Annotated in this window: 19 protein-coding genes; 8 read left to right on the top strand and 11 right to left on the bottom strand. The window is 72.4% G+C overall.

Translation table 11 applies throughout. The features are described from left to right. Positions 1–105: 105 nt before the first annotated feature. Positions 106–738, top strand: coding sequence for a TetR/AcrR family transcriptional regulator (locus tag ACZ7OU_RS21795; RefSeq protein WP_470238259.1), 633 nt, complete (start codon positions 106–108; stop codon positions 736–738). On the opposite strand, the gene ACZ7OU_RS21790 is transcribed toward ACZ7OU_RS21795, so the two are convergent. Continuing rightward, the gene (locus ACZ7OU_RS21790) at positions 728–1,657 is read right to left on the bottom strand and encodes a helix-turn-helix transcriptional regulator (RefSeq protein ID WP_470238260.1); all 930 of its coding nucleotides are present in this window, start codon (positions 1,655–1,657) and stop codon (positions 728–730) included. The two genes, ACZ7OU_RS21795 and ACZ7OU_RS21790, sit on opposite strands and share 11 nt — an antisense overlap. A gap of 61 nt (positions 1,658–1,718) precedes the next feature. On the opposite strand from ACZ7OU_RS21790, the gene ACZ7OU_RS21785 reads away from it, so the two are divergent. Then, the gene (locus ACZ7OU_RS21785; RefSeq protein ID WP_470238261.1) at positions 1,719–2,270 is read left to right on the top strand and encodes a DinB family protein; all 552 of its coding nucleotides are present in this window, start codon (positions 1,719–1,721) and stop codon (positions 2,268–2,270) included. Continuing rightward, positions 2,267–3,355, top strand: a complete 1,089-nt coding sequence (locus tag ACZ7OU_RS21780) for a winged helix DNA-binding domain-containing protein (protein ID WP_470238262.1) — start codon at positions 2,267–2,269, stop codon at positions 3,353–3,355. The genes ACZ7OU_RS21785 and ACZ7OU_RS21780 overlap by 4 nt, the downstream gene beginning before the upstream one ends. Here the strand turns inward: ACZ7OU_RS21780 and ACZ7OU_RS21775 are convergent. Beyond that, a complete protein-coding gene (locus ACZ7OU_RS21775) occupies positions 3,352–4,308 on the bottom strand; it encodes a helix-turn-helix transcriptional regulator (RefSeq protein ID WP_470238263.1) in 957 nt (318 codons plus the stop codon). The two genes, ACZ7OU_RS21780 and ACZ7OU_RS21775, sit on opposite strands and share 4 nt — an antisense overlap. Before the next feature lie 111 nt (positions 4,309–4,419). On the opposite strand from ACZ7OU_RS21775, the gene ACZ7OU_RS21770 reads away from it, so the two are divergent. Together ACZ7OU_RS21770 and ACZ7OU_RS21765 are read left to right on the top strand one after the other, a co-directional pair. Continuing rightward, the gene (locus ACZ7OU_RS21770; RefSeq protein ID WP_470256407.1) at positions 4,420–4,878 is read left to right on the top strand and encodes a nucleoside deaminase; all 459 of its coding nucleotides are present in this window, start codon (positions 4,420–4,422) and stop codon (positions 4,876–4,878) included. A 24-nt stretch (positions 4,879–4,902) separates the two neighbouring features. Continuing rightward, on the top strand, positions 4,903–5,865 hold the full coding sequence (locus ACZ7OU_RS21765; RefSeq protein WP_470238265.1) for an isopenicillin N synthase family dioxygenase: 963 nt from the start codon (positions 4,903–4,905) through the stop codon (positions 5,863–5,865). A gap of 4 nt (positions 5,866–5,869) precedes the next feature. Here ACZ7OU_RS21765 and ACZ7OU_RS21760 read toward each other — a convergent pair whose 3' ends face one another. Next, on the bottom strand, positions 5,870–7,153 hold the full coding sequence (locus ACZ7OU_RS21760) for a GGDEF domain-containing protein (protein WP_470256406.1): 1,284 nt from the start codon (positions 7,151–7,153) through the stop codon (positions 5,870–5,872). Positions 7,154–7,382: 229 nt separating this feature from the next. Here ACZ7OU_RS21760 and ACZ7OU_RS21755 point away from each other — a divergent pair, with 229 nt between their 5' ends. Together ACZ7OU_RS21755 and ACZ7OU_RS21750 are read left to right on the top strand one after the other, a co-directional pair. Further along, complete coding sequence (locus ACZ7OU_RS21755; RefSeq protein ID WP_470256405.1) at positions 7,383–8,342, top strand: chitinase; 960 nt, start codon at positions 7,383–7,385, stop codon at positions 8,340–8,342. A gap of 166 nt (positions 8,343–8,508) precedes the next feature. Then, positions 8,509–9,882, top strand: a complete 1,374-nt coding sequence (locus tag ACZ7OU_RS21750; protein WP_470256404.1) for a purine-cytosine permease family protein — start codon at positions 8,509–8,511, stop codon at positions 9,880–9,882. Here ACZ7OU_RS21750 and ACZ7OU_RS21745 read toward each other — a convergent pair. The 4 genes from ACZ7OU_RS21745 to ACZ7OU_RS21730 form a co-directional block, all read right to left on the bottom strand. Next, complete coding sequence (locus ACZ7OU_RS21745) at positions 9,846–10,325, bottom strand: hypothetical protein (protein WP_470238269.1); 480 nt, start codon at positions 10,323–10,325, stop codon at positions 9,846–9,848. The genes ACZ7OU_RS21750 and ACZ7OU_RS21745 overlap by 37 nt on opposite strands. Positions 10,326–10,452: 127 nt before the next feature. Next, a complete protein-coding gene (murJ, locus tag ACZ7OU_RS21740; protein ID WP_470256403.1) occupies positions 10,453–12,234 on the bottom strand; it encodes a murein biosynthesis integral membrane protein MurJ in 1,782 nt (593 codons plus the stop codon). Positions 12,235–12,310: 76 nt separating this feature from the next. Beyond that, the gene (locus ACZ7OU_RS21735) at positions 12,311–12,568 is read right to left on the bottom strand and encodes a hypothetical protein (protein ID WP_155542567.1); all 258 of its coding nucleotides are present in this window, start codon (positions 12,566–12,568) and stop codon (positions 12,311–12,313) included. A 326-nt stretch (positions 12,569–12,894) separates the two neighbouring features. Further along, complete coding sequence (locus ACZ7OU_RS21730) at positions 12,895–13,935, bottom strand: aldo/keto reductase (protein WP_470256402.1); 1,041 nt, start codon at positions 13,933–13,935, stop codon at positions 12,895–12,897. 110 nt (positions 13,936–14,045) lie between these two features. Between ACZ7OU_RS21730 and ACZ7OU_RS21725 the strand changes: the two genes are divergently transcribed. Next, positions 14,046–14,918: a helix-turn-helix transcriptional regulator gene (locus tag ACZ7OU_RS21725; RefSeq protein ID WP_470256401.1), complete on the top strand. Its 873-nt coding sequence runs from the start codon at positions 14,046–14,048 to the stop codon at positions 14,916–14,918. Here the strand turns inward: ACZ7OU_RS21725 and ACZ7OU_RS21720 are convergent. The 4 genes from ACZ7OU_RS21720 to ACZ7OU_RS21705 are packed head-to-tail and all read right to left on the bottom strand — an operon-like array spanning position 14,845 to position 19,394. Continuing rightward, a complete protein-coding gene (locus ACZ7OU_RS21720; RefSeq protein WP_470238273.1) occupies positions 14,845–15,441 on the bottom strand; it encodes a TetR/AcrR family transcriptional regulator in 597 nt (198 codons plus the stop codon). The two genes, ACZ7OU_RS21725 and ACZ7OU_RS21720, sit on opposite strands and share 74 nt — an antisense overlap. After that, on the bottom strand, positions 15,438–16,271 hold the full coding sequence (locus tag ACZ7OU_RS21715; protein ID WP_470256400.1) for an SDR family oxidoreductase: 834 nt from the start codon (positions 16,269–16,271) through the stop codon (positions 15,438–15,440). The genes ACZ7OU_RS21720 and ACZ7OU_RS21715 overlap by 4 nt, the downstream gene beginning before the upstream one ends. 10 nt (positions 16,272–16,281) lie before the next feature. Beyond that, complete coding sequence (locus tag ACZ7OU_RS21710; RefSeq protein ID WP_470256399.1) at positions 16,282–17,448, bottom strand: acyl-CoA dehydrogenase family protein; 1,167 nt, start codon at positions 17,446–17,448, stop codon at positions 16,282–16,284. Then, a complete protein-coding gene (locus tag ACZ7OU_RS21705; protein ID WP_470256398.1) occupies positions 17,445–19,394 on the bottom strand; it encodes an acetyl/propionyl/methylcrotonyl-CoA carboxylase subunit alpha in 1,950 nt (649 codons plus the stop codon). The genes ACZ7OU_RS21710 and ACZ7OU_RS21705 overlap by 4 nt, the downstream gene beginning before the upstream one ends. Between the last annotated feature and the right edge of the window lie 2 nt (positions 19,395–19,396).

The raw sequence follows: 19,396 nt of genomic DNA, 5'->3' as shown, positions 1-19,396 counted from the left end.
CCCGAAAACGGGATGGTTCCCGCAGATCCTCAGGTTAGCGAGCGCTTAGACTGGACCTGATCGGAGCCGGCCATTCCGGGCGGTGCGGTCTGGGAGGATCACCGGATGACGATGTCGCTGTCGGCTGAACTTTGGCCTGATGTTCAGCCCGAGACCGCTCGACGGTTGATGCTTGCCGGGGTTGAGGCCTTTGCCAAGCGGGGGTATCACGCCACCACCACCCGGGACATCGCCGGGGCCGCCGGGATGAGCCCCGCCGCGCTCTACGTGCACTTTCCTTCCAAGGCCGCGCTGCTCTTCGCCATCAGCCGGTATGGGCACGAGCAGACCCTCGCGCTCGTCGAGAACGTTGTCGCCAAGGAGTCCGATCCCGTCGAGCGGATCCGGCTCATCGTCGAGGACTTCGTCGCCTGGCACGCTCGGCGGCACACCGTTGCCCGCGTCGTCCAGTACGAGCTGCAGGCCCTGCCCGAAGAGGAGTTCGCCGTGGTCGCCGAGCTGCGGCGGCGCATCGAACGGATCGTCCGCAAGGTCGTCGAGGACGGCGTCGGGACCGGTGTCTTCACCGTCTCCGATCCCCACACCTCGGCCCGCGCCGTGCTCTCCCTCGGCGTCGACGTCGCCCGCTGGTACACCGAGCGTGCCCGGCAGACGCCGACCGCTCTCGGCAAGGAGTACGGCGGGCTCGTACTGCGGATGCTCGGGGCGACTCAGCCTGAGACGCCGGTCACAGACTGAGCGGTCGGTCGGCCGCGGCGGCGTAGCGGCGGGCCAGCCGCGCGAACGCGTCCTTCAGCTCCGGCGGGCCGACGACCTCGACGTCCGCGTCGAACCGGCCGATCGACGCCGCCAGGCCCACCCACGACCACGCCCCCAGCACCAGCCGGCAGCGCGCGGGCCCCAGCTCCTCCACCACCCCGTCGCCGGCGTACTGCGACACCACCCCCGCCGGCAGGTCCAGGATCACCTCGCCGCGGCACTCGTCCCGGCCCGAGAACCGGTCCGCCACGAACGCCGCCACGTCTCCCCCGGGCACCTCCCGGGGGACGAACCGCGGGCCGGTCGGCACCCGCGGTGTCAGCCGGTCGACGCGGAACGTGCGCCAGTCCGCGCGGTCGAGGTCCCACGCCACCAGGTACCAGCGCCCGCCGCGCGTCACCAGGTGGTGCGGCTCCGCCCGGCGCGGCGAGCCCGAATAGTCGAACCGCAGCACCTCGCGGGCGTGCACAGCCGCGCTCAGCGCCGCCAGTGCCGACGGGTCCACCGGCGGCCCCGCCGGCGAGACCGCCGTGACGTGCAGCGCGTCGACGCGGTGCCGGAGCCGCGCCGGCATCACCTGCCGGACCGTCGTCAGGGCCCGCGCCGCCGCCTCCTCGATCCCGCCGCCGGCGACCGTCCGCAGCGCCACCGCCAGTGCGACCGCCTGCTCGTCGTCGAACAGCAGCGGCGGCAGGTCCGCGCCCGCGCCGAGCCGGTAGCCGCCGTCGGGACCCTTGGCCGTCGCGATCGGGTAGCCGAGCTCCCGCAGGCGGTCGACGTCGCGGCGGACCGTCCGCGAGCTGACCTCGAGCCGCTCGGCCAGCAGCGCCCCCGGCCAGTCGCGGCGCGCCTGCAGGAGCGAGAGCAGAGCCAGCAACCGCGCGGAAGTTTTCGGCATACCCCGATAGTGCCCGAAGTAGCGGACACATCCTGTCCGCTACCCCTGCCAGGGTGGTCCTATGACACACGGAACCGAACGCGACGACCTCATCGCCGAGCTGGCGGCCGCCCGAGCCGCCCTCGTCACCACCACGAACGGCCTCACCGACGAGCAGGCCGGCGAGCGGCCGACCGTCAGCGCACTGTGCCTCGGCGGGCTCGTCAAGCACGTCGCGTCCATGGAAGAGAACTGGCAGCGCTTCGCCGTCGACGGCCCGTCCGCCATGCGCTACGACCTGCCCGAGGGCGTGACCTGGGCGGACATGGCCGCCGGGACCGCCCGCGAGTACCCGCAGTGGGCGATCGACCACCAGAACGACTTCGCCATGCAGCCCGGCGAGACCCTGGCCGGCGTGCTCGCGCGCTACGAAGACGTCGCGAAGCGCAGCGAGGAGATCGTCGCGAAGGTCGACCTCTCCACGACGCACCCGCTGCCGGACGCGCCGTGGAACCGGCCGGGGACGACGTGGACCGCGCGGCGGGCGATCCTGCACATCATCTCCGAAACCGCCCAGCACGCCGGCCACGCCGACCTCCTGCGCGAGACGCTCGACGGCCAGAAGTCCACGTGACGGTCCTCGGCACCGAGGCGCTCAACCGCGCGACGCTCGCCCGGCAGCTGCTGCTCGACCGGGCGGCGCTGCCGGTGCACGACGCCGTCGCGCACCTCGGCGGCCTGCAGGCGCAGGAACCGCAGGAGCCGTTCACCGGCCTGTGGTCGCGGCTGCGCGCGTTCGACCCGGCGGCGTTGTCCGACCTGCTCGCCGGGCGGCGCGTGGTGCGGACGCACCTGATGCGCCGGACCGTCCACCTGCTCACCGCCGACGACGTCCTGGCGTGGCGGGCCCGCTTCGACGCCATGCTGCGCCAGCGCGTCCTCGGCACCTACCGCCGCGAGCTCACCGGGGTCGACCTCGGCGAGCTCGCGGCGGCGGGCCGGGCCGTCCTGGCCGACGGCGAGCCCCGCTCGATGGGCGAGCTGGCCCGGGCGGTCGCGGACCGGTGGCCGTCCGCCGGGCCGCGGCCGCTCGGCGAAATGCTCGTCGCCGCGCTGATCCCGGTGGCGCAGCTGCCGCCGCGCGGGCTGTGGCGCACCAAGGGCGGGGTGCGGAACCTGCCGCTCGCGGCGTGGCTCGGCCGGGAGATCGACCCGCTCGACCCGGCCGACGGCGTCGGGCAGGCGCTGGTCAAGCGCTACCTGGCCGCGTACGGCCCGGCGGCGACGGCGGACCTGCGCGCGTGGTCCGGCCTGGCCGGGCTGCCGGCGGCGGTGAAGGCGGTGCGCGAGGAGCTGGTGGCCTTCCGCGACGAGCGGGGCCGCGAGCTGCTCGACCTGCCGGACGCGCCGCGTCCCGACCCGGACACGCCGGCTCCGGTGCGGTTCCTGCCGGCGTTCGACAACGCGATCCTCGGCTACGACGACCGGAGCCGGATCATCGACGACGCCCACCGGGGCGTATCGGTCGCGGGCGAACGGGTGGTGCTGGTGGACGGCCGGGTCTCGGCGACCTGGACGGTGGACGACGGCACGGTGGCGGTGCGGCCGTTGCGGCGGCTGACCCGGGCCGAACGCTCGGCGGTGACCGGGGAAGGAAGCGAACTCGCGTCGTTCCTGACCGACGGCGAAAGTGACCGCATCCGCGTCGAAACGACCTAGCCCACCGCGCGGGCGAAGCGCTCGGCCACCTCCCGCAGCCGCTCCACCAGCCCCGGCGGGGCCTCCTCGACGACGAAGTCGTAGCCCCACTGGGCCAGGTAGTACGGCACCGTGTCCAGGGTGTTCGCGCCGGTCCGCACCCGGCAGCTGTGCTCGTCGACCTCCTCCACCGCGCCGCTCGTCGGCGGCACCCGGCGAGCCACCTCCGCCGCCGGGGCCGCCACCCGCAGCACCAGCTGGACCGGGTACGGCGCCGACGAAATCTGTCGCGACACGTACGCCGCCAGGTCCTCGGCCGGGGGCTCGCGCGGGGTGAACCGGAAGCTCGGGGCGGGCACGCCGGTGACGCGGTCGACGCGGAACGTGCGCCAGCCGTCGCGGTCCAGGTCGAACGCCACCAGGTACCAGCGGCGTCCGGTGTGGACCAGCCGCAGCGGCTCGACCGAGCGTTCGGTCTCCGTGCCCGCGCGGTCGCCGTAGCCGAATCGCAGCCGCTCGTGGTCGCGGCAGGCCGACGCGATCGCCGTCAGCACCGAAGCGTCGACCGTCGGGCCGCCGCCGGGCATCGACACCGTCGCCGCCTGCAGCGCGCCCACCCGCGGCCGCAGCCGCGCCGGCAGCACCTGCTCGAGCTTCGCCAGCGCGCGCACCGACGTCTCCTCGATGCCGCTGACCGTGCCGCTCGCCGCCGTGCGCAGGCCCACCGCCACCGCGACGGCCTCGTCGTCGTCCAGCAGCAGCGGCGGGAGCGCGGCGCCCGCGCCGAGCCGGTAGCCGCCCGCGACGCCGGGTGTCGCGTGCACCGGGTAGCCGAGGGACCGCAGCCGCTCGACGTCACGGCGGATCGTGCGGACGTCGACGTCGAGCCGTGACGCGAGGTCGGCGCCCGGCCAGTCGCGCCGGGCCTGCAGCAGCGACAGCAGCCTGAGCAGGCGTTCCGATGTCCCGTACATGAGACGCAGTGTGGCAGACATCGAGGACAGTTCCGGTCCGCGATCCGCCGGATGGTGCAGCCATGTGGTCAAACACTTGCCACGGACCGCGTCGGGCGGAAAGAGTGGCGCATGCCGATCGACCCCGCCGCCCTCCTCGCCGTCGCCCGTGAAGAAGCCGAGCTGGGCAAGGCCGAGGGTGGCGTGCCGATCGGGGCCGCGCTGTTCGACACCGCGGGCACGCTGCTGGGCCGCGGGCACAACCGGCGCGTGCAGGACGACGACCCCTCGATGCACGCCGAGACCTCGGCGTTCCGCGACGCCGGTCGCCGCCCGCACTACCGCGACACGATCATGGTCACGACGCTTTCGCCGTGCTGGTACTGCTCCGGGCTCGTCCGTCAGTTCGGGATCGGACGCGTCGTCATCGGCGAGGCCGAAACGTTCCACGGCGGGCACGACTGGCTGGCCGGGCTCGGCGTGGAGATCACCCTGCTCGACGACCCCGCGTGCACCGCGCTGATGACGGAGTTCATCGCCGCGCGCCCGGACCTGTGGTTCGAGGACATCGGGGTCGAGAAGTCCGAATAGGACAGAGTTTTCCGAGGAGCCGGTATGCCGTCAACCGTTCCGCTCGTGGACCTTTCGCCGTGGTTCGCGGGCACGTCAGAGGGCCGCGCCGAGGTGGCCGGGCAGATCGACCGCGCGCTGCGCGAGTCCGGGTTCCTGCTGGTCACCGGGCACGGCATCGCGGACGACCTGCGCCGCCGGACGCGGGAGCTGGCGCGGGAGTTCTTCGCGCTGCCCGAGGACGTCAAGCAGCGCTACGCCGTGACCGTCGGCGGCCGCGGCTGGCTGCCGCCGGGGGTCGAGGCCAACGGCTACGCCGAGGGCACCGAGACACCGCCGGACCTCAAGGAGTCGTACTCGGCCGGCGCCGACCTCGGCGTGGGCGTCGCCGAGGTCGACGGGTTCTGGTTCCAGGCCAACGTCTGGCCGGACGAGGTGCCGGGGCTCGCCGAAGCGGCCACGGAGTACATGCACCGGATGCGGGCGCTGTCGGACCACCTGCTGGAGATCTTCGCCGCGGCGCTCGGGCTGGCCGAGAGCCACTTCACGCGGCACACCGTGCACCCGACGTACACGTTCAACATCAACTGGTACCCGCCGATGACCCACGTCGGCGCGCCCGAGCCGGAGCAGTTCCGGATCGGCCCGCACACCGACTTCGGCACGGTGACGGTGCTCGACCGCCAGGCCGGGGTCGGCGGGCTGCAGGTCTACACGGCCGCCGGCGAGTGGGAGGACGCGCCGTTCCACCCGGACGCGTTCACGGTGAACATCGGCGACCTGATGGCCCGCTGGACCGGCGACCGGTGGCGGTCGACGCGGCACCGCGTCCTGCCCCCGGCCGCCGCGGCCCCCGACGAGGACCTGGTGTCGCTGATCTTCTTCTACGAGACCGACCACGACGCGCGGATCACGTCGCTGGCGCCGCCGCTGGGCAAGCGGACGTACCCGGAGGTCATCGCCGCGGACTACCTGCGGGAGAAGCTGAACGCGATCACGATGTCCTGACCCGCTAGCCCGGCTCCGCGCAGATCGTCCGGTTGCGGCCCGCCGCCTTGGCGCGCAGCACCGCCGCCTCCGCGACCCGGAGCGCCTCACCGAGGAGGCCGTCCGGGCAGCCCGCGACGCCGATCGACACCGTCACGCCGACGAACTGCGGCCCGTCACCCGAAGCCTTCAGCGCCACCAGCGTCGAGGCGACCTTCAGCCGGATGCGCTCGGCGATGGCCATCGCGTCGAAGCGGCCGGTGCCCGGCAGCAGCACCGCGAACTCCTCGCCGCCGGAGCGGCCCACGAGATCCGCCGCGCGGACCTCGTCGCGCAGGGTGTCGGCGACCGCGCGCAGGACGGCGTCGCCGATGCGGGCGCCGTAGCGGTCGTTGAGCTGGCGGAAGTGGTCGAGGTCGAGCAGCAGCACGGCCTGCCCGGGGCCGTGGCGGCCGAGCCGGTCCAGCTCGGCCTCGGCGGCACCGCGCCACGACGCCGCGGTCAGCACGCCGGTGCCGGGGTCGAGGGTGACGTGGTCGCGGCGGCCGCGGCCCAGTCCGCCGCGGTGCAGCACGACGGTGGCGCCGGCCAGCAGCGGGACCAGCAGCGGAGCGGCTCCGGCGGCCCAGGCGAGCGGCAGCGCGGACGCCGTCATCGCGGCGTCGAAGGCGTGTCCCGGAAGGGCTTCGCGGAGCGGGCGGGGACCGTCGGCGGCGGTCACGAGCGCGGCGTTCACCGCCAGGAACACCACGCCGGCGACGGTCAGCAGGAGGACGGTGTGGGTGTCGAGGACCGCGCCGAGTGGCTGCCCGCCGGTCGCGGTGCGGAACGCGCCGGCGACGAGGCCGGCCAGCGCCGTCGCGGCGGCGCCGAACACCTGCCGGTAGACGGGTCTTCTGCGGACCCGGAACCACTGGTGCAGCGCGGACAGCACGACCAGTGCGACGGCTAGGCCGGGCCGGAGCACCAGCACCCCGGCGAAGATCCACGGAGTGTCGATGCCGGGGCCGAGGAGGGTGTCCTCGCGGTGGCGCTCCACCGTCCTGGCGAGCTCGGCCGACACCACCATCCCGCCCAGGAGCAGCGCGAACGGCACCAGCATGGCGGCCAGCGGCGGGAACCGGAGGGCCGCGAGCGCGGTGGCGGCCACGGCGAGGACGTCGATCGCGACGAAGTAGAGGACCTGGCCGCGGCGCGGCAGGCGCCACAGTGCCCAACGTCGCAGCGCCCAGCGCTGCAGGACGACGGCGGGCAGGAACCGGCCCGGGCGGCGTCCCCCGCCGGCGGCGACCGTGGAATCCCCCACCATTTCGGCAAAGTAGCCGGAATGCGGGGCGCTGTCACTCCGCCTTCAGGGGAATCTCACGTCGCCGACGCTCGGGAGCCGTGCGCGCACGGTCAGTCATGTTTCCGACCCTCGAAGGGTTGACATACAACATTGGTCTAGTCCACTGTGTGGTGGCACACAGCGCTCCTCCCGGGTTGATCCCGCCGCCTCAAACCGGAGGTGCTCCATCCTGTTCGTTTGGAGGACCCCGATGAAATCAGTGCGCCGTCTGGTCACGCTCGCGGTCGCGGCCGGAGCCGCGATGGCCACCGCGGTCGGCCTCGCCCCGCAGGCCATGGCCGCGGTCGATCCGGTGCTCGCTTCCCCGTACCTGTACCAGTGGGGCGGCCAGACCAGCCCCACCGCGGCGATGTCCGCGACCGGGGTGAAAGCGTTTACCCTGGCGTTCGTCCTGTCCGACGGCACCTGCAACCCGAAGTGGGACGGCAGCCGCTCGCTGACCGGCTCGGACAAGACGATGATCCAGAACATCCGCAACGCGGGCGGGGACGTGATCCCCTCCTTCGGCGGCTGGTCCGGCACGAAGCTGGGCTCGAAGTGCACGTCGGCGTCGGCGCTGGCCGGCGCGTACCAGAAGGTGATCGACGCCTACGGCCTCAAGGCGATCGACCTCGACATCGAGAACACCGACGAGTTCCAGAACAACACGGTGCAGGACCGCATCCTCAACGCGGTCAAGCTGACCAAGCAGAAGAACCCGAACCTGAAGGTCGTCATCACCATCGGCACCACCACGACCGGTCCCGACTCGTGGGGCAAGCGCCTGATCAACCAGGCCAAGGCGATCGGCGCCCCGGTCGACGTCTGGTCGGTCATGCCGTTCGACTTCTCCAGCGGCGGCGACATGGCCGCGCACACGAAGTCCGCGGTCGACGGGCTGAAGAACCAGCTCAAGACCACGTTCGGCTGGAACGACGACACCGCCTACCGGCACAGCGGCCTCTCCTCGATGAACGGCAAGACCGACAACGCGGGCGAGACGGTCACGGTCGCGAACTTCAACTCCATCCGCGGCTACGCGACGAGCCACCACCTGGCCCGCTTCACGTTCTGGGCCACCAACCGCGACTGCAGCGGCGGCGGCGAGTGCAGCGGCATCACGCAGGACAAGTACGCGTTCACGAAGATCGTCGCCGGGTACGCCGGCTGACACCAGGCCCGTAGTGGGGCTGTCGAAGGCCCTCTCACCGGCATCGGGGCCGGTGAGGGGGTCTTCGCGGGTTTCGGAGACGGTGCCCGGTGAGCGGAAACCGTTCCGGTGACCGGGAACCGGATTCCGTCACACCGGCGCAATCTTCGTCGCCTACCGTCTTCGCATGGCGAGCATCGAGGAACCCGGCTACGGCGCCAAGCTGGCGGCCGTCGAACCCGGCGGGGTCGAACCCGTCGCCGACGCGGACCGCCACGGCGAGCCCCGGCAGCTGGCCTGGACGTGGGCCTCCCCCAACCTCGAGTTCGCGACGATCTTCGTCGGCGTCCTCGCCGTCACGGCGTTCGGGCTCTCCTTCACCCAGGCCGCGCTCGCGGCGATCGTCGGGAACGCGCTCGGCGCCGTCGCGCACGGCGTCCTGAGCGCCCGCGGGCCACGCTACGGCGTGCCGCAGATGGTGCTGGGGCGGGCCGCGTTCGGCTACCGCGGGAACCTGGTGCCCGCCGCGCTCATGTCGGTCATGGCGGGCATCGGCTGGTTCGCCGTCAACAGCGTCAGCGGGGCCTTCGCGCTCGCCAGCCTCACCGGGCTCCCCACCGTCGCCTGCCTCGTGCTCGTCGTCGTGCTGCAGATCGTCATCGCGTTCTTCGGGCACAATCTCGTCCAGGCGTACGAGAAGTACGTCTTCGCCGTCCTCGCCGTCGTGTTCGCCGTCGCGAGCGTCGTCATCTTCGGGAAGGCGGGCGCCACCACGAACTCCGGCAGCGTGGGCGGGTTCCTCCTCGCCGTCGGCACGGCGTTCGGCTACACCGCGGGCTGGAACCCCTACGCCGCCGACTACACGCGCTACCTGCCGAAGACCGCGTCACCACGCGCGATCGGCCTCTACGCCGGCGGCGGCCTGTTCCTTTCGACCACGATCCTGATGCTCGTCGGCGCCGCCTCGACCACCATCGCCGGCCCGGCCGACGACAACCCGGCGACGGCGTTCACCGGGCACCTGCCCGGCTTCCTCGCCGCCGCGACACTGCTGGCGATCACGCTCGGCGCGGTCGCGGCGAACGTCCTCAACGTCTATTCGGGCGCGCTCGCCTTCCTCGCGCTCGGGGTCCGGTTGCCGCTGGCCTGGCGCCGCGCCGCCGTGGCGCTCGCGTTCGGCGTCGTCGGGTTCGCGCTGGCCTGGCTGGGGCTGGCCGACGCCGGGCACGCGTACGAGAACTTCCTGCTGGTCATCGCCTACTGGATCGGCCCGTGGCTCGGCGTGCTGCTGGCCGACCACCACCTGCGCCGCGGCACGGAGTTCGGCGAGCTGCTCGCCGACCGGCACCACCGCAACGTCGCCGGGTTCACCGCGTTCCTGGTCGGGCTGGTCGTTTCCGTCGGGCTGTTCGCGAACCAGGCGCTCTACACCGCGCCGATCCCGAAAGCGGTTCCCGGCACCGGCGACCTGACGTTCGCCGCCGGGTTCGTGCTCGCCGCCGGTATCTACCTGCTGCTCCGGCGTCAGCGCACCGGCGTGCCGTCCCGGCGGCAGCCGTAGGGGTAGCACCGGTAGTCCGGGGTGAACGTCGGGAGGGTGACCGTCGTCGTCGGGGAGGGCGGGAGGTCGATCGTCACCGTCGGCGTGGGGGTCGGCGTCTGGCGCGCGTGCATGACCACCGGCGACGGCGTCGTCGTCTGCGTCGGCACGGCGATCGCGGTCGACGTCGGAACGGCGGTGGCCGGCTGCAGCTGCGGGAACTGCGTGGACCCCGGGACGGGGTCGGTCCGCGTCGCCAGGACGAGCACGAGCCCGCCGAGCACCACGATCACCGCCGACGCCAGCGCGATCCGGCCCGCCGCGCCGCGCGGCTCGGCGTCGGGATCACGCCGGGCGGCCACCTCGGCCGAGCGCGAACCGGGTTTGCGCGGCCGGGCCCCCGCCGCCCGCAGCAGTTCGTCGACCGTGACCCGGTCCCGCCGTCTGCGCGCCCTGCGCGTCATGCACGCCCTCCACCCCATCGCTGATCCGGATGGATCGTAGAAAGCCGCGCGGGAAATGTAAACGCGCTGATCGCAGCGGTCTCGTTACCGTTTCGAGACATCCGGATCACGTTCCCGGCCGTAGTCGTCAACGAGGGGCGAACCGCCGCAGGAGAGCGCCCGCGCTCCGGGTCACGGGCGTGAACTCCGGGAGCCTCAGCAGCGCCAGCAAACCGAACGGGACGGCCATCCCGAGCAAGGTCTGGACCGGCAGTTTCACCCAGGCGGACGGGATCGTGCCGAGGGAGCCGGGCACGGCGTAGCCGGCGAGCACCGCCGTCCCGACGCCGAGGGCGCTGGCGCAGAGGGTGATCAGCCCGACCCGCAGGGATCGCTTGCTGCGCAGGTGCCCGAGCCGGACCCACAGCCACACCTGGCCGAGGACGGCGCCGACGACGAACCCGGCGCCGTTCACCAGCATCACGCCGAGGACGATGTGCTCGCCGTCGAGCAGGCCGCGGCAGAGCAGCAGCAGCGGGATCTTCACGACGGTCATCACGAGCATGATCAGCGTCGGCGTCCGGGCGTCCTTCATCGCGTAGAACACCCGCAGCTGCAACATGACCAGCGCGAAGGGCAGCAGCCCGACGGCGGAGACGGCCAGGGTCTGGCCGAGGCGCTCGGCGTCGCCGAGGGTGCCGCGGCCCAGGGTGAAGATCGCGATGCCGACGGGCGTGCCGATCACGGCCAGCACCGCGGAGATCGGCACGAACAGCACCGTCGAGATGCGGGAAGCGAGCGAGAGGTCGCCGACGAGCGAGACCGTGTCGCCGTCCGCGGCCGCGCGGCTCATCCGCGGCATCAGCGCGGTCAGCAGCGAGACGCCGAGGATGCCGTACGGGAGCTGGAAGAGCAGGGACGCGTAGCTGTAGGCCGTGACGCCGCCGCTGGTCCCGTGCGTCAGCACGCGGGTGGTGACGACGAACCCGACGTGGCTGACCACGACGTAGCCGAGGATCCACGCGGCGAGCCCGCCGAACTCCTTGATCCGCGGGTCGAAGCCCCAGCGCCAGCGGAACCGGAACCCGGTGCGCAGCAACGCCGGGACCAGCACCACGGCCTGCACGACGATGCCGAGCGTGGTGCCGAGGCCGAGGACCAGCAGCTTCGGGTCGCCCATCCGGACCGGGTCGAGCGTCAGCTCCCCCGGCACGACGGCGAACAGGACGAGCGTGGCGGTGACGACGACGTTGTTCAGCACCGGCGCCCAGGCCGGCGGGCCGAAGACGTTCTGGGCGTTGAGGATCGCCGAGAGCAGCGCGAAGAGGCCGTAGAACAGGATCTGCGGCAGCAGCAGGTAGGCCAGGGCGGTGGTCAGCGCCGAGTTGGCCGTCGGAGACGATTTGTCGACGTAGAGCGCGGTGAACAGCGGCGCGATCGCCACCGCGACGACCGTGCCGACGACGAGCAGCACCAGCCCCATCGTGATGAGCCGCTGTGTGTAGGCGCGGCCGCCGTCCGGGTCGTCCTGGGAGCGGACGAGCAGCGGCACGACGACGCTGGCGAGCACGCCGCCGAAGAGCAGCTCGAAGACGATGTTGGGCAGGGTGTTCGCGACGGTGAAGGAGTCGTTGACGACCCCGGTGCCGACCACGGCGGCGAGCAGCAGCTTCGCGACGAACCCGGTGAGCCTGCTGACGGCCGAGGCGACGGCCATCCGGCCACTCGATCGGGCCAGCGACGAGCCGGCGCCGTCGCCGCGACCGGCGGAGACGGGCGAGGCGGGCGGGCGCGCGACGATCTGGGTGGCGAACTCGTCGTACGGCCGCCGGGAGACGTCGAGGTCGCGCGTCGGCCAGTGGGCGCCGCGCAGGTCACTGGGGAGGAAGACCGTCGCGTCGTCGTCCACCGGTGGTGGGGGTTCCGCCATGGCTCAAGCCTGCCAGGTCGGGATAACCGACGGTAGATCGAACACTTGTTCGAAGCTACGACACTGCGTTACCTGCTCAGGCGGCGGCGGTGATCTCCAGCGCGGCGCGGCCGGCCTCGGTCAGTTCGGCCGGAACGCGCCCGGCGGCGGCTTCGACGGCGGGGCGCAGGTAGCCGCCGTGGGCCAGCGCGTGGGCCGTCATCTGATCGCAACAGGCGAATCCGTCGATGAAGAGGTCGGGCTCGCAGCTGCACGACATCTGCGCACGGCCTGCTGCCACCGCCTTCAGCATCGCCATCGCGCGGTGGGTGAGCTCGACTCCTGAACCGGACACCGGACTGCCTTCCTCTGAGAACCGCTACTACCAGTCATTCGCCCATTGGGCCGATTGTGTTACTTACGGCACTATGACGCTTCGGACCCGGATGAGGTTCCGGATTGGTCCGGCGTGTCGCCGACCGGTTCAGGAGTCGCGGCAAGCGGCGGCTGAACCGCCGGATCGGCCCGGGCGTGGAGGCGGCGGCCCCGGCGGCACCACTCGCGGCCGTCGCGTCGCCGAAGTGCTCGGGCACGCTGTCGCACGGCAAGATCCGCTACCAGGTCTGCTTCCGCTGGAACTGCGACAGCACGGGCCCGCGGCCGGCCCACCTCCGCGCGCGGTCAGCGGCGCGCTTCGAGCTTCAGGTCCCCTCGCATCACCGCGCGGATGTGGTCACCAGCCAGCAGGTCGTGCGGGTAGCCCAGGTCGATCGCGCTCGCCTCGTCCAGCCGGGTCAGCTGGGCCGCGGTGAACTCGACCGCCAGCGCGCCGAGGTTGCCTTCCAGCTGCTCGGGCGTGCGGGCGCCGACGATCGGGGCCGTCACGCCCGGGTTGGCCAGCAGCCAGGCCAGCCCGACCTGCGCGGGAGTGTGGCCCAGCTCGGCCGCGACCTCCGTCACGACGTCGGCGATCGCGAGGTTCCGGTCGGTGACCATCCCCAGCCCGGCGTTGAAGCTCTCGCGGGCGCCCGAAGCAGCACCGGCACGGTACTTGCCGGTCAGCAGACCGCCCGCCAGCGGCGAAAACGGCGTCACCCCCAGCCCCATCGCCCGCGCCATCGGGATCAGGTCGCGTTCCGCGGCGCGGTTGATCAGGTTGTACTCGACCTGCAGCCCGACCAGCGGCGACCAGCCGCGCAGGTCGGCGATCGCCTGCATGCGCGAGATCTCCCAGGCCGGGACGTTGGACATCGCCACGTACAGCACCTTGCCCTGGCGGACCAGGTCGTCCAGGCCGCGCAGGATCTCCTCGACCGGCGTCGTGAAGTCCCACACGTGCAGGTAAAGCAGATCGAGGTAGTCCGTGCCCAGCCGCTCCAGGCTGGCTTCCACCGAGGCGAACAGGCTCTTGCGGTGCGAGCCCGCGGAGTTCGGGTCGCCGGGCCGGCGCAGCGTCGTGTACTTCGTGGCCAGCACGAGGCTCTCGCGGCGGTCGCGGGCGAACTCGCCCAGCTGGCGCTCGGCACTGCCGTCCGTGTACGTGTTCGCGGTGTCGATGAAGTTGCCGCCGCGCTCGACGTAGGTGTCGAACAGCTTGCGTGCCTCGGACTTCTCGGCGCCCCAGCCCCACTCGGTGCCGAAGGTCGCCGTGCCCAGCGCCAGCGGGGAGACCCGCAGCCCGGACCGGCCCAGCAGCCGGTAGCTGTCGAGGGTGAGCGTCATGGTGTCCTCCTTGAAACGGTGTCGGCAGCGAGTCTCCGGCCACCGCCCACCCGGGGTAAGGGAAGGAACTTCCTGGGAACACCGGTCCCACCCTGGCGGTTGCACCGATCATGACGACCCCCACCGTGGAGCTGGGCGCGTTCCTGCGGTCCCGGCGGGAACGCCTGGACCCGCGCGACTTCGGCCTGCCGCCGCGCCGGCGGACACCGGGGCTGCGCCGCGAAGACGTCGCCGAGCTGGCCGGCATCAGCATCGACTACGTCGTGCGGCTGGAGCAGGCGCGCGGGTTGCGGCCCTCGGCGGAGGTCGTGGAGGCGCTGGCCCGCGCGCTGCGCCTGGCTCCCGACGAACGCGCGTACCTCTTCGACCTGACCCGGCAGCGCCCGCGGGACGCCGACGAGCTCGTCACCACCCCGGCGCCGCCGCTGGCCCGGCTGGTCACCGACCTGTCCCCGCTGCCGGCCATGCTCCTGAACCACCGCTACGACGTCCTGGCGTGGAACCCCGAGATGGCGCGGCTGCTGGTGGATTTCGCCGCGCTGCCGCCGTCGCGGCGCAACGCCGTGTGGATCTGCCTCATGCACCCGGAGGTGCGCGAGTTCTACGTCGACCGGGAACGTGTGGTCCGCGACGGGGTCGCCCACCTGCGCACCGCGTGGGCCGCGCACCCGGACGACCGGGCGCTCACCGGCCTCATCGCCGAGCTGACCGCGGGCGACGCCGAGTTCGCGCGCTTGTGGGCCGAACAGGACGTCAAGGTCAACGCCCGCGGGCGCAAAGTCGTGCGGCACCCCGAGGCCGGCGTGCTCGCCGTGCAGTTCGAGACGCTCCGGCCGGTCCAGGACCCCGACCAGCTGCTGGTCATCCACCGCGCCGCCGACGAGGAGAGCCAGGCGGCGCTGGACCGGCTCACCCGAGCCGCAGCTCCAGCGTCCGCGCCCATTCCCGGACGATCTGACGCCGGCGGCGCGTGTCGTCCGTGAGCAGGTTCGCCAGGCCCAGCCCGCGCCCGAGGTCGAGGGTGGCCTGGACCAGCTCGCGCACCCCCGGCCGGGACTCGTCGACGCCGAGGAGCTCCACCGCCACCCGGTGCGCCTCGCGCCCGACCCGTGCCTCGAGGGGCACCAGCACGTCCCGCAGGGCGTCGTCGGTCGCCGCGACCGACCACAGCTGCAGGGCCGCGCGGAACAGCGGTCCGGTGTAGAGGTTCAGCACCATCTCGACGACGCCCTCGATGCGCGACGCCCCGCTCGGCAGGTCCGCGGCCTGGGCCCGCAGCTCGTCGATCTGCGACTGGCCGAGCAGGTCGACCGCCGCCACCACGAGGTCCTCCCGGGTCGGGAAGTGGTGCTGGGCCGCGCCGCGCGAGACGCCGGCGCGCTCGGCGATCGCGGCCACCGTCACGCCGTGCCAGCCGCGCTCGCCGAAGCCGTCGAGCGCGGCCTCGATCAGCCGCCGCCGCGTGGTGCGGCTGCGCTCCTGCTGGGGTTCGCGGACGCCGGTCAAGCCGGGTCGACCCAGAAGTCGAGCTGGAGGTCCTCCTCCGAACCCCCGATGCGGTACTTCGCGAAGTCCGTGACGCCGGCCGCGCGCAGCACCTCGTCGTCGAGGAAGAAGTTCCCGGTCGCCTCACCGCTCGGCTTGGTGAGGATCGCGTACGCCGCGTCGGCCATGATCTCCGGCGTCCGGCTGCGGTCGGCCAGCTCGGCGCCGACGACGTTGCGGATCGCCGCCGTGTCGATCGTGGTACGCGGCCAGAGCGAGTTGACCGCGACGCCGTCCTTCTTGAGTTCGGCGGCGAGGCCGACGGTCACGAGGCTCATCGAGTACTTCGCGATGCTGTACGCGAGGTGCCCGGCGGTGAACCACTTCTCGTCGAGGCTGATCGGCGGCGACAGCGTCAGGATGTGCGCGTTGGCCGACTTCTTCAGATGCGGAATGGCCAGTTTGGACAGCAGGAACGTGCCGCGCGCGTTGATGTCCTGCATCAGGTCGTAGCGCTTCATGCTGACCTGCTCGGTCGGCGTCAGGTCGATCGCGCTGGCGTTGTTCACGACGATGTCGATGCCGCCGAACTGTTCGACGGTCTTCGCCACGGCCGCCGCGACCCCGTCGTCGTCGCGGACGTCGCCGAGGATCGGTAGCGCGTGCCCGCCCGCCTTCTCGATGGCCTCAGCGGCGGTGTAGATCGTGCCGGGCAGCTTCGGGTGCGGCTCGGCGGTCTTGGCCAGCAGCGCGACGTTCGCGCCGTCTTTCGCGGCCCGGAGTGCGATCGCTTCGCCGATGCCGCGGCTGCCGCCGGACATGATGATCGTCTTGCCGTCCAATGTAGACATAGCGACCCTCCTAGTAGGACTTCGGGAGGCCGAGGCTGTGCTGGCCGACGAAGTTGAGCACCATCTCGCGGCTGACCGGGGCGATCCGGCCGAGCCGCACCGCCGTGACCAGCGTCCCGAGGCCGTACTCGGTGGCGAGACCGTTGCCGCCGTGGGTCTGCACGGCCTGGTCGGTCGCGCGGATGGCCACCTCGGCGGCGGCGTACTTGGCCATGTTGGCCGACTCCCCCGCCCCGAAGTCGTCGCCGGAGTCGTAGAGCGACGCCGCCTTCTGGGTCATCAGCTTCGCCAGCTCGAGCTCGATCTTGATCTCCGACAGCGGGTGCGCGAGGCCCTGGTGGGCGCCGATCGGGGTGCCCCAGACCTGCCGCTGGTTGGCGTAGGAGACGGCCTTGGCCAGCGCGTACCGGGCGATGCCGAGGGAGAACGACGCGCCCATGATGCGTTCCGGGTTGAGGCCGGCGAACAGCTGCGCGATCGCCGCGTCCTCCTCGCCGACCAGCGCCTCGGCCGGCAGCTTGACGTCGTCGAGGAACAGCGAGTACTGGTTCTCCGGCGCGACGATGTCCATCGGGATCTTCGTGTACTCGAAGCCCTCCGTGCCGGTCGGCAGGATGAACAGCGCCGGCTTGAGGCGGCCGGTCTTCGAGTCCTCCATGCGCCCGACGACGAGCACCGCGTCGGCCTCGTCGACGCCGGAGATGTAGACCTTGCGTCCACTGAGGACCCAGCCGTCGCCGTCGCGCTTGGCGGTGGTGGTGATCTTGTGCGAGTTCGACCCGGCGTCCGGCTCGGTGATGGCGAAGACCATCCGCTTGGTGCCGTCGGCGATGCCGGGCAGCCACTGCTTCTTCTGCTCTTCGGTGCCGAAGCGGGAGATCACCGTGCCGCAGATCGCCGGTGAGACGACCATCAGCAGCAGCGGCGAGCCCGCGGCGGCGAGCTCTTCGAGCACCGCGGCGAGGTCGGCGATGCCCGCGCCCCCGCCGCCGTACTCCTCGGGGATGTTGACGCCGAGGTAGCCCAGCCGGCCGGCCTCGTCCCACAGCTCGTGGGTCTTCTCGTCGGCGCGGGCCTTCTTGGCGTAGTACTCGTGCCCGTACTTGGCGCCGAGCTCGGCGACGGCCTTGCGGAGCGCGATCCGCTCCTCCGGCTCGATGAAGTTCATGGCGTTCATTCTTCTTCTCCCACCACAGCCAGAATTGTGCCGACTTCGACCTGCTGCCCGACGGTCACCGGCAGCTCGGTCACCACGCCGTCCGCGGGTGCCGCGATCCGGTGTTCCATCTTCATCGCCTCGAGCCACAGCAACGGATCACCCGCCTTGACCGGGTCCCCGGCCTGCACGGCCAGCCGGACGACGGTGCCCGGCATCGGCGCGACCAGCGACCCGGCGGCCAGCGCCGCGTCCGGGTCGGCGAACCGCGGCTCGGCCTTGAGCGCCACCGAGCCGAGCGCGGAGTCCACGTAGGACACCCCGTCGTGGCGGGCGACGTCGAAGGTGCGCCGCACGCCGGCGACGTCGAGGACGACCCGGCCGGGTTCGGCGGTGACCAGTTCGGCCTCGTACCCGTCGGCCTTCAGCCCGTCACGCGTCAGCGAATAGCCGACCTCGTACTCGCGGTCGGCGACGGTGAAGACCTTGCGCTGCCCGGCCGAGCGGACGTTGCGCCAGCCACTGGGCAGCCGGCGTTGCGTGGTCGCCGACGCGCGGTTGCCCGCCGCGTCCGCGAGTGCGGCGGCCAGCGCCGAGAGCCGCTCGGTGTCCACAGTGGCCAGCGGCGCGGCCAGGGTGTCGAGGCCGTGCCGGTCGAAGAACGCCGTGTCGGTCTCCCCCGCGAGGAAAGCGTCGTGGCGGAGGATGTTCACCAGGAGGTCGCGGTTGGTGACGACGCCGTGGATCTTCGACGCCGCCAGTGCCTTCGCGAGCCGGCGGGCGGCCTCGGCGCGGGTCGGGGCCCAGGTGATCACCTTGGCGAGCATCGGGTCGTAGTGGACGCCTACCACGGATCCGCTCTCGAACCCGGAGTCGAGCCGCAGCCCGGCGCCGTGGGTGAACGCACGGTCCACATCGGGCACGTCGAAGGTGTGCAGGGTGCCGCTCTGCGGCTGCCAGTTCTCCGCCGGGTCTTCGGCGTAGAGCCGGACCTCGATGGAGTGCCCGACCGTCGGCGGCGGGTCGGCGGGCAGCCGTTCGCCGTCGGCGACGCGCAGCTGCAGCGCGACCAGGTCGAGCCCCGTGACGTTCTCGGTCACCGGGTGCTCGACCTGCAGCCGGGTGTTCATCTCGAGGAAGTAGAACCGGCCGTCGGGCCCGGCGAGGAACTCGACCGTGCCCGCGCCGACGTAGTCGATCGCCTGGGCGGCCTTGCGCGCGGCGTCGAACAGCTCCTCGCGCATCGCTTCGTCGACAAACGGCGACGGCGCCTCCTCGACGACCTTCTGGTGCCGGCGCTGGATCGAGCACTCCCGCTCCCCCACCGCCCACACCGTGCCGTGCCGGTCGGCGAGCACCTGGACCTCGATGTGCCGCCCGGTCTCCAGGTACCGCTCGCAGAACACGGTCGGGTCGCCGAACGCCGACCCGGCCTCCGCACTGGCACCTTCCACGGCCTCGGCCAGCTCGTCGAGGGCGCGGACGACGCGCATCCCGCGCCCACCACCACCCGCGGAGGCCTTGACCAGCAACGGAAGATCGTCTTCGGTCACCGACGCGGGGTCCAGTTCGGACAGCACCGGGACTCCGGCGGCGGCCATCAGCCGTTTGGACTCCACTTTGGAGCCCATGGTCTCGATGGCCTCCGGCGGCGGCCCGACCCACGTCAGCCCGGCGTCGAGGACGGCGCGCGCGAACGCGGCGTTCTCGGACAGGAAGCCGTAGCCGGGGTGGACGGCGTCGGCGCCGGTGTCGGCCGCGGCCTTCACCAGCAGTTCGGCGCGCAGGTACGTCTCCGACGGCGCGTTGCCGGGCAACCGGACGGCCGCGTCGGCTTCGAGCGTGTGGGGCGCGGCGGCATCGGCGTCGGAGAACACGGCGACCGTGCCGATCCCGGCGTCGCGGCAGCTGCGGAAGACGCGGCGGGCGATCTCGCCGCGGTTGGCGACCAGCAGGTTCTGGATCATCG

The organism is Amycolatopsis sp. NPDC114505 (assembly GCF_055633615.1).
The sequence above is the reverse complement of the archived record's forward strand: the minus strand, read 5'-3'. Positions and strand labels throughout refer to the sequence as shown.

What these genes read in the sequence shown, in the direction of transcription:
- ACZ7OU_RS21785 (WP_470238261.1), top strand. Translation starts at nt 1,719, where the DNA reads ATGACACACGGAACCGAACGCGACGACCTCATCGCCGAGCTGGCGGCC.
- ACZ7OU_RS21795 (WP_470238259.1), top strand. Translation starts at nt 106, where the DNA reads ATGACGATGTCGCTGTCGGCTGAACTTTGGCCTGATGTTCAGCCCGAG.
- ACZ7OU_RS21765 (WP_470238265.1), top strand. Translation starts at nt 4,903, where the DNA reads ATGCCGTCAACCGTTCCGCTCGTGGACCTTTCGCCGTGGTTCGCGGGC.
- ACZ7OU_RS21730 (WP_470256402.1), bottom strand. Translation starts at nt 13,935, where the DNA reads ATGACGCTCACCCTCGACAGCTACCGGCTGCTGGGCCGGTCCGGGCTG.
- ACZ7OU_RS21710 (WP_470256399.1), bottom strand. Translation starts at nt 17,448, where the DNA reads ATGAACGCCATGAACTTCATCGAGCCGGAGGAGCGGATCGCGCTCCGC.
- ACZ7OU_RS21725 (WP_470256401.1), top strand. Translation starts at nt 14,046, where the DNA reads ATGACGACCCCCACCGTGGAGCTGGGCGCGTTCCTGCGGTCCCGGCGG.
- ACZ7OU_RS21790 (WP_470238260.1), bottom strand. Translation starts at nt 1,657, where the DNA reads ATGCCGAAAACTTCCGCGCGGTTGCTGGCTCTGCTCTCGCTCCTGCAG.
- ACZ7OU_RS21750 (WP_470256404.1), top strand. Translation starts at nt 8,509, where the DNA reads ATGGCGAGCATCGAGGAACCCGGCTACGGCGCCAAGCTGGCGGCCGTC.
- ACZ7OU_RS21705 (WP_470256398.1), bottom strand. Translation starts at nt 19,394, where the DNA reads ATGATCCAGAACCTGCTGGTCGCCAACCGCGGCGAGATCGCCCGCCGC.
- ACZ7OU_RS21715 (WP_470256400.1), bottom strand. Translation starts at nt 16,271, where the DNA reads ATGTCTACATTGGACGGCAAGACGATCATCATGTCCGGCGGCAGCCGC.
- ACZ7OU_RS21760 (WP_470256406.1), bottom strand. Translation starts at nt 7,153, where the DNA reads ATGGTGGGGGATTCCACGGTCGCCGCCGGCGGGGGACGCCGCCCGGGC.
- ACZ7OU_RS21745 (WP_470238269.1), bottom strand. Translation starts at nt 10,325, where the DNA reads ATGACGCGCAGGGCGCGCAGACGGCGGGACCGGGTCACGGTCGACGAA.
- murJ (WP_470256403.1), bottom strand. Translation starts at nt 12,234, where the DNA reads ATGGCGGAACCCCCACCACCGGTGGACGACGACGCGACGGTCTTCCTC.
- ACZ7OU_RS21775 (WP_470238263.1), bottom strand. Translation starts at nt 4,308, where the DNA reads ATGTACGGGACATCGGAACGCCTGCTCAGGCTGCTGTCGCTGCTGCAG.
- ACZ7OU_RS21755 (WP_470256405.1), top strand. Translation starts at nt 7,383, where the DNA reads ATGAAATCAGTGCGCCGTCTGGTCACGCTCGCGGTCGCGGCCGGAGCC.
- ACZ7OU_RS21770 (WP_470256407.1), top strand. Translation starts at nt 4,420, where the DNA reads ATGCCGATCGACCCCGCCGCCCTCCTCGCCGTCGCCCGTGAAGAAGCC.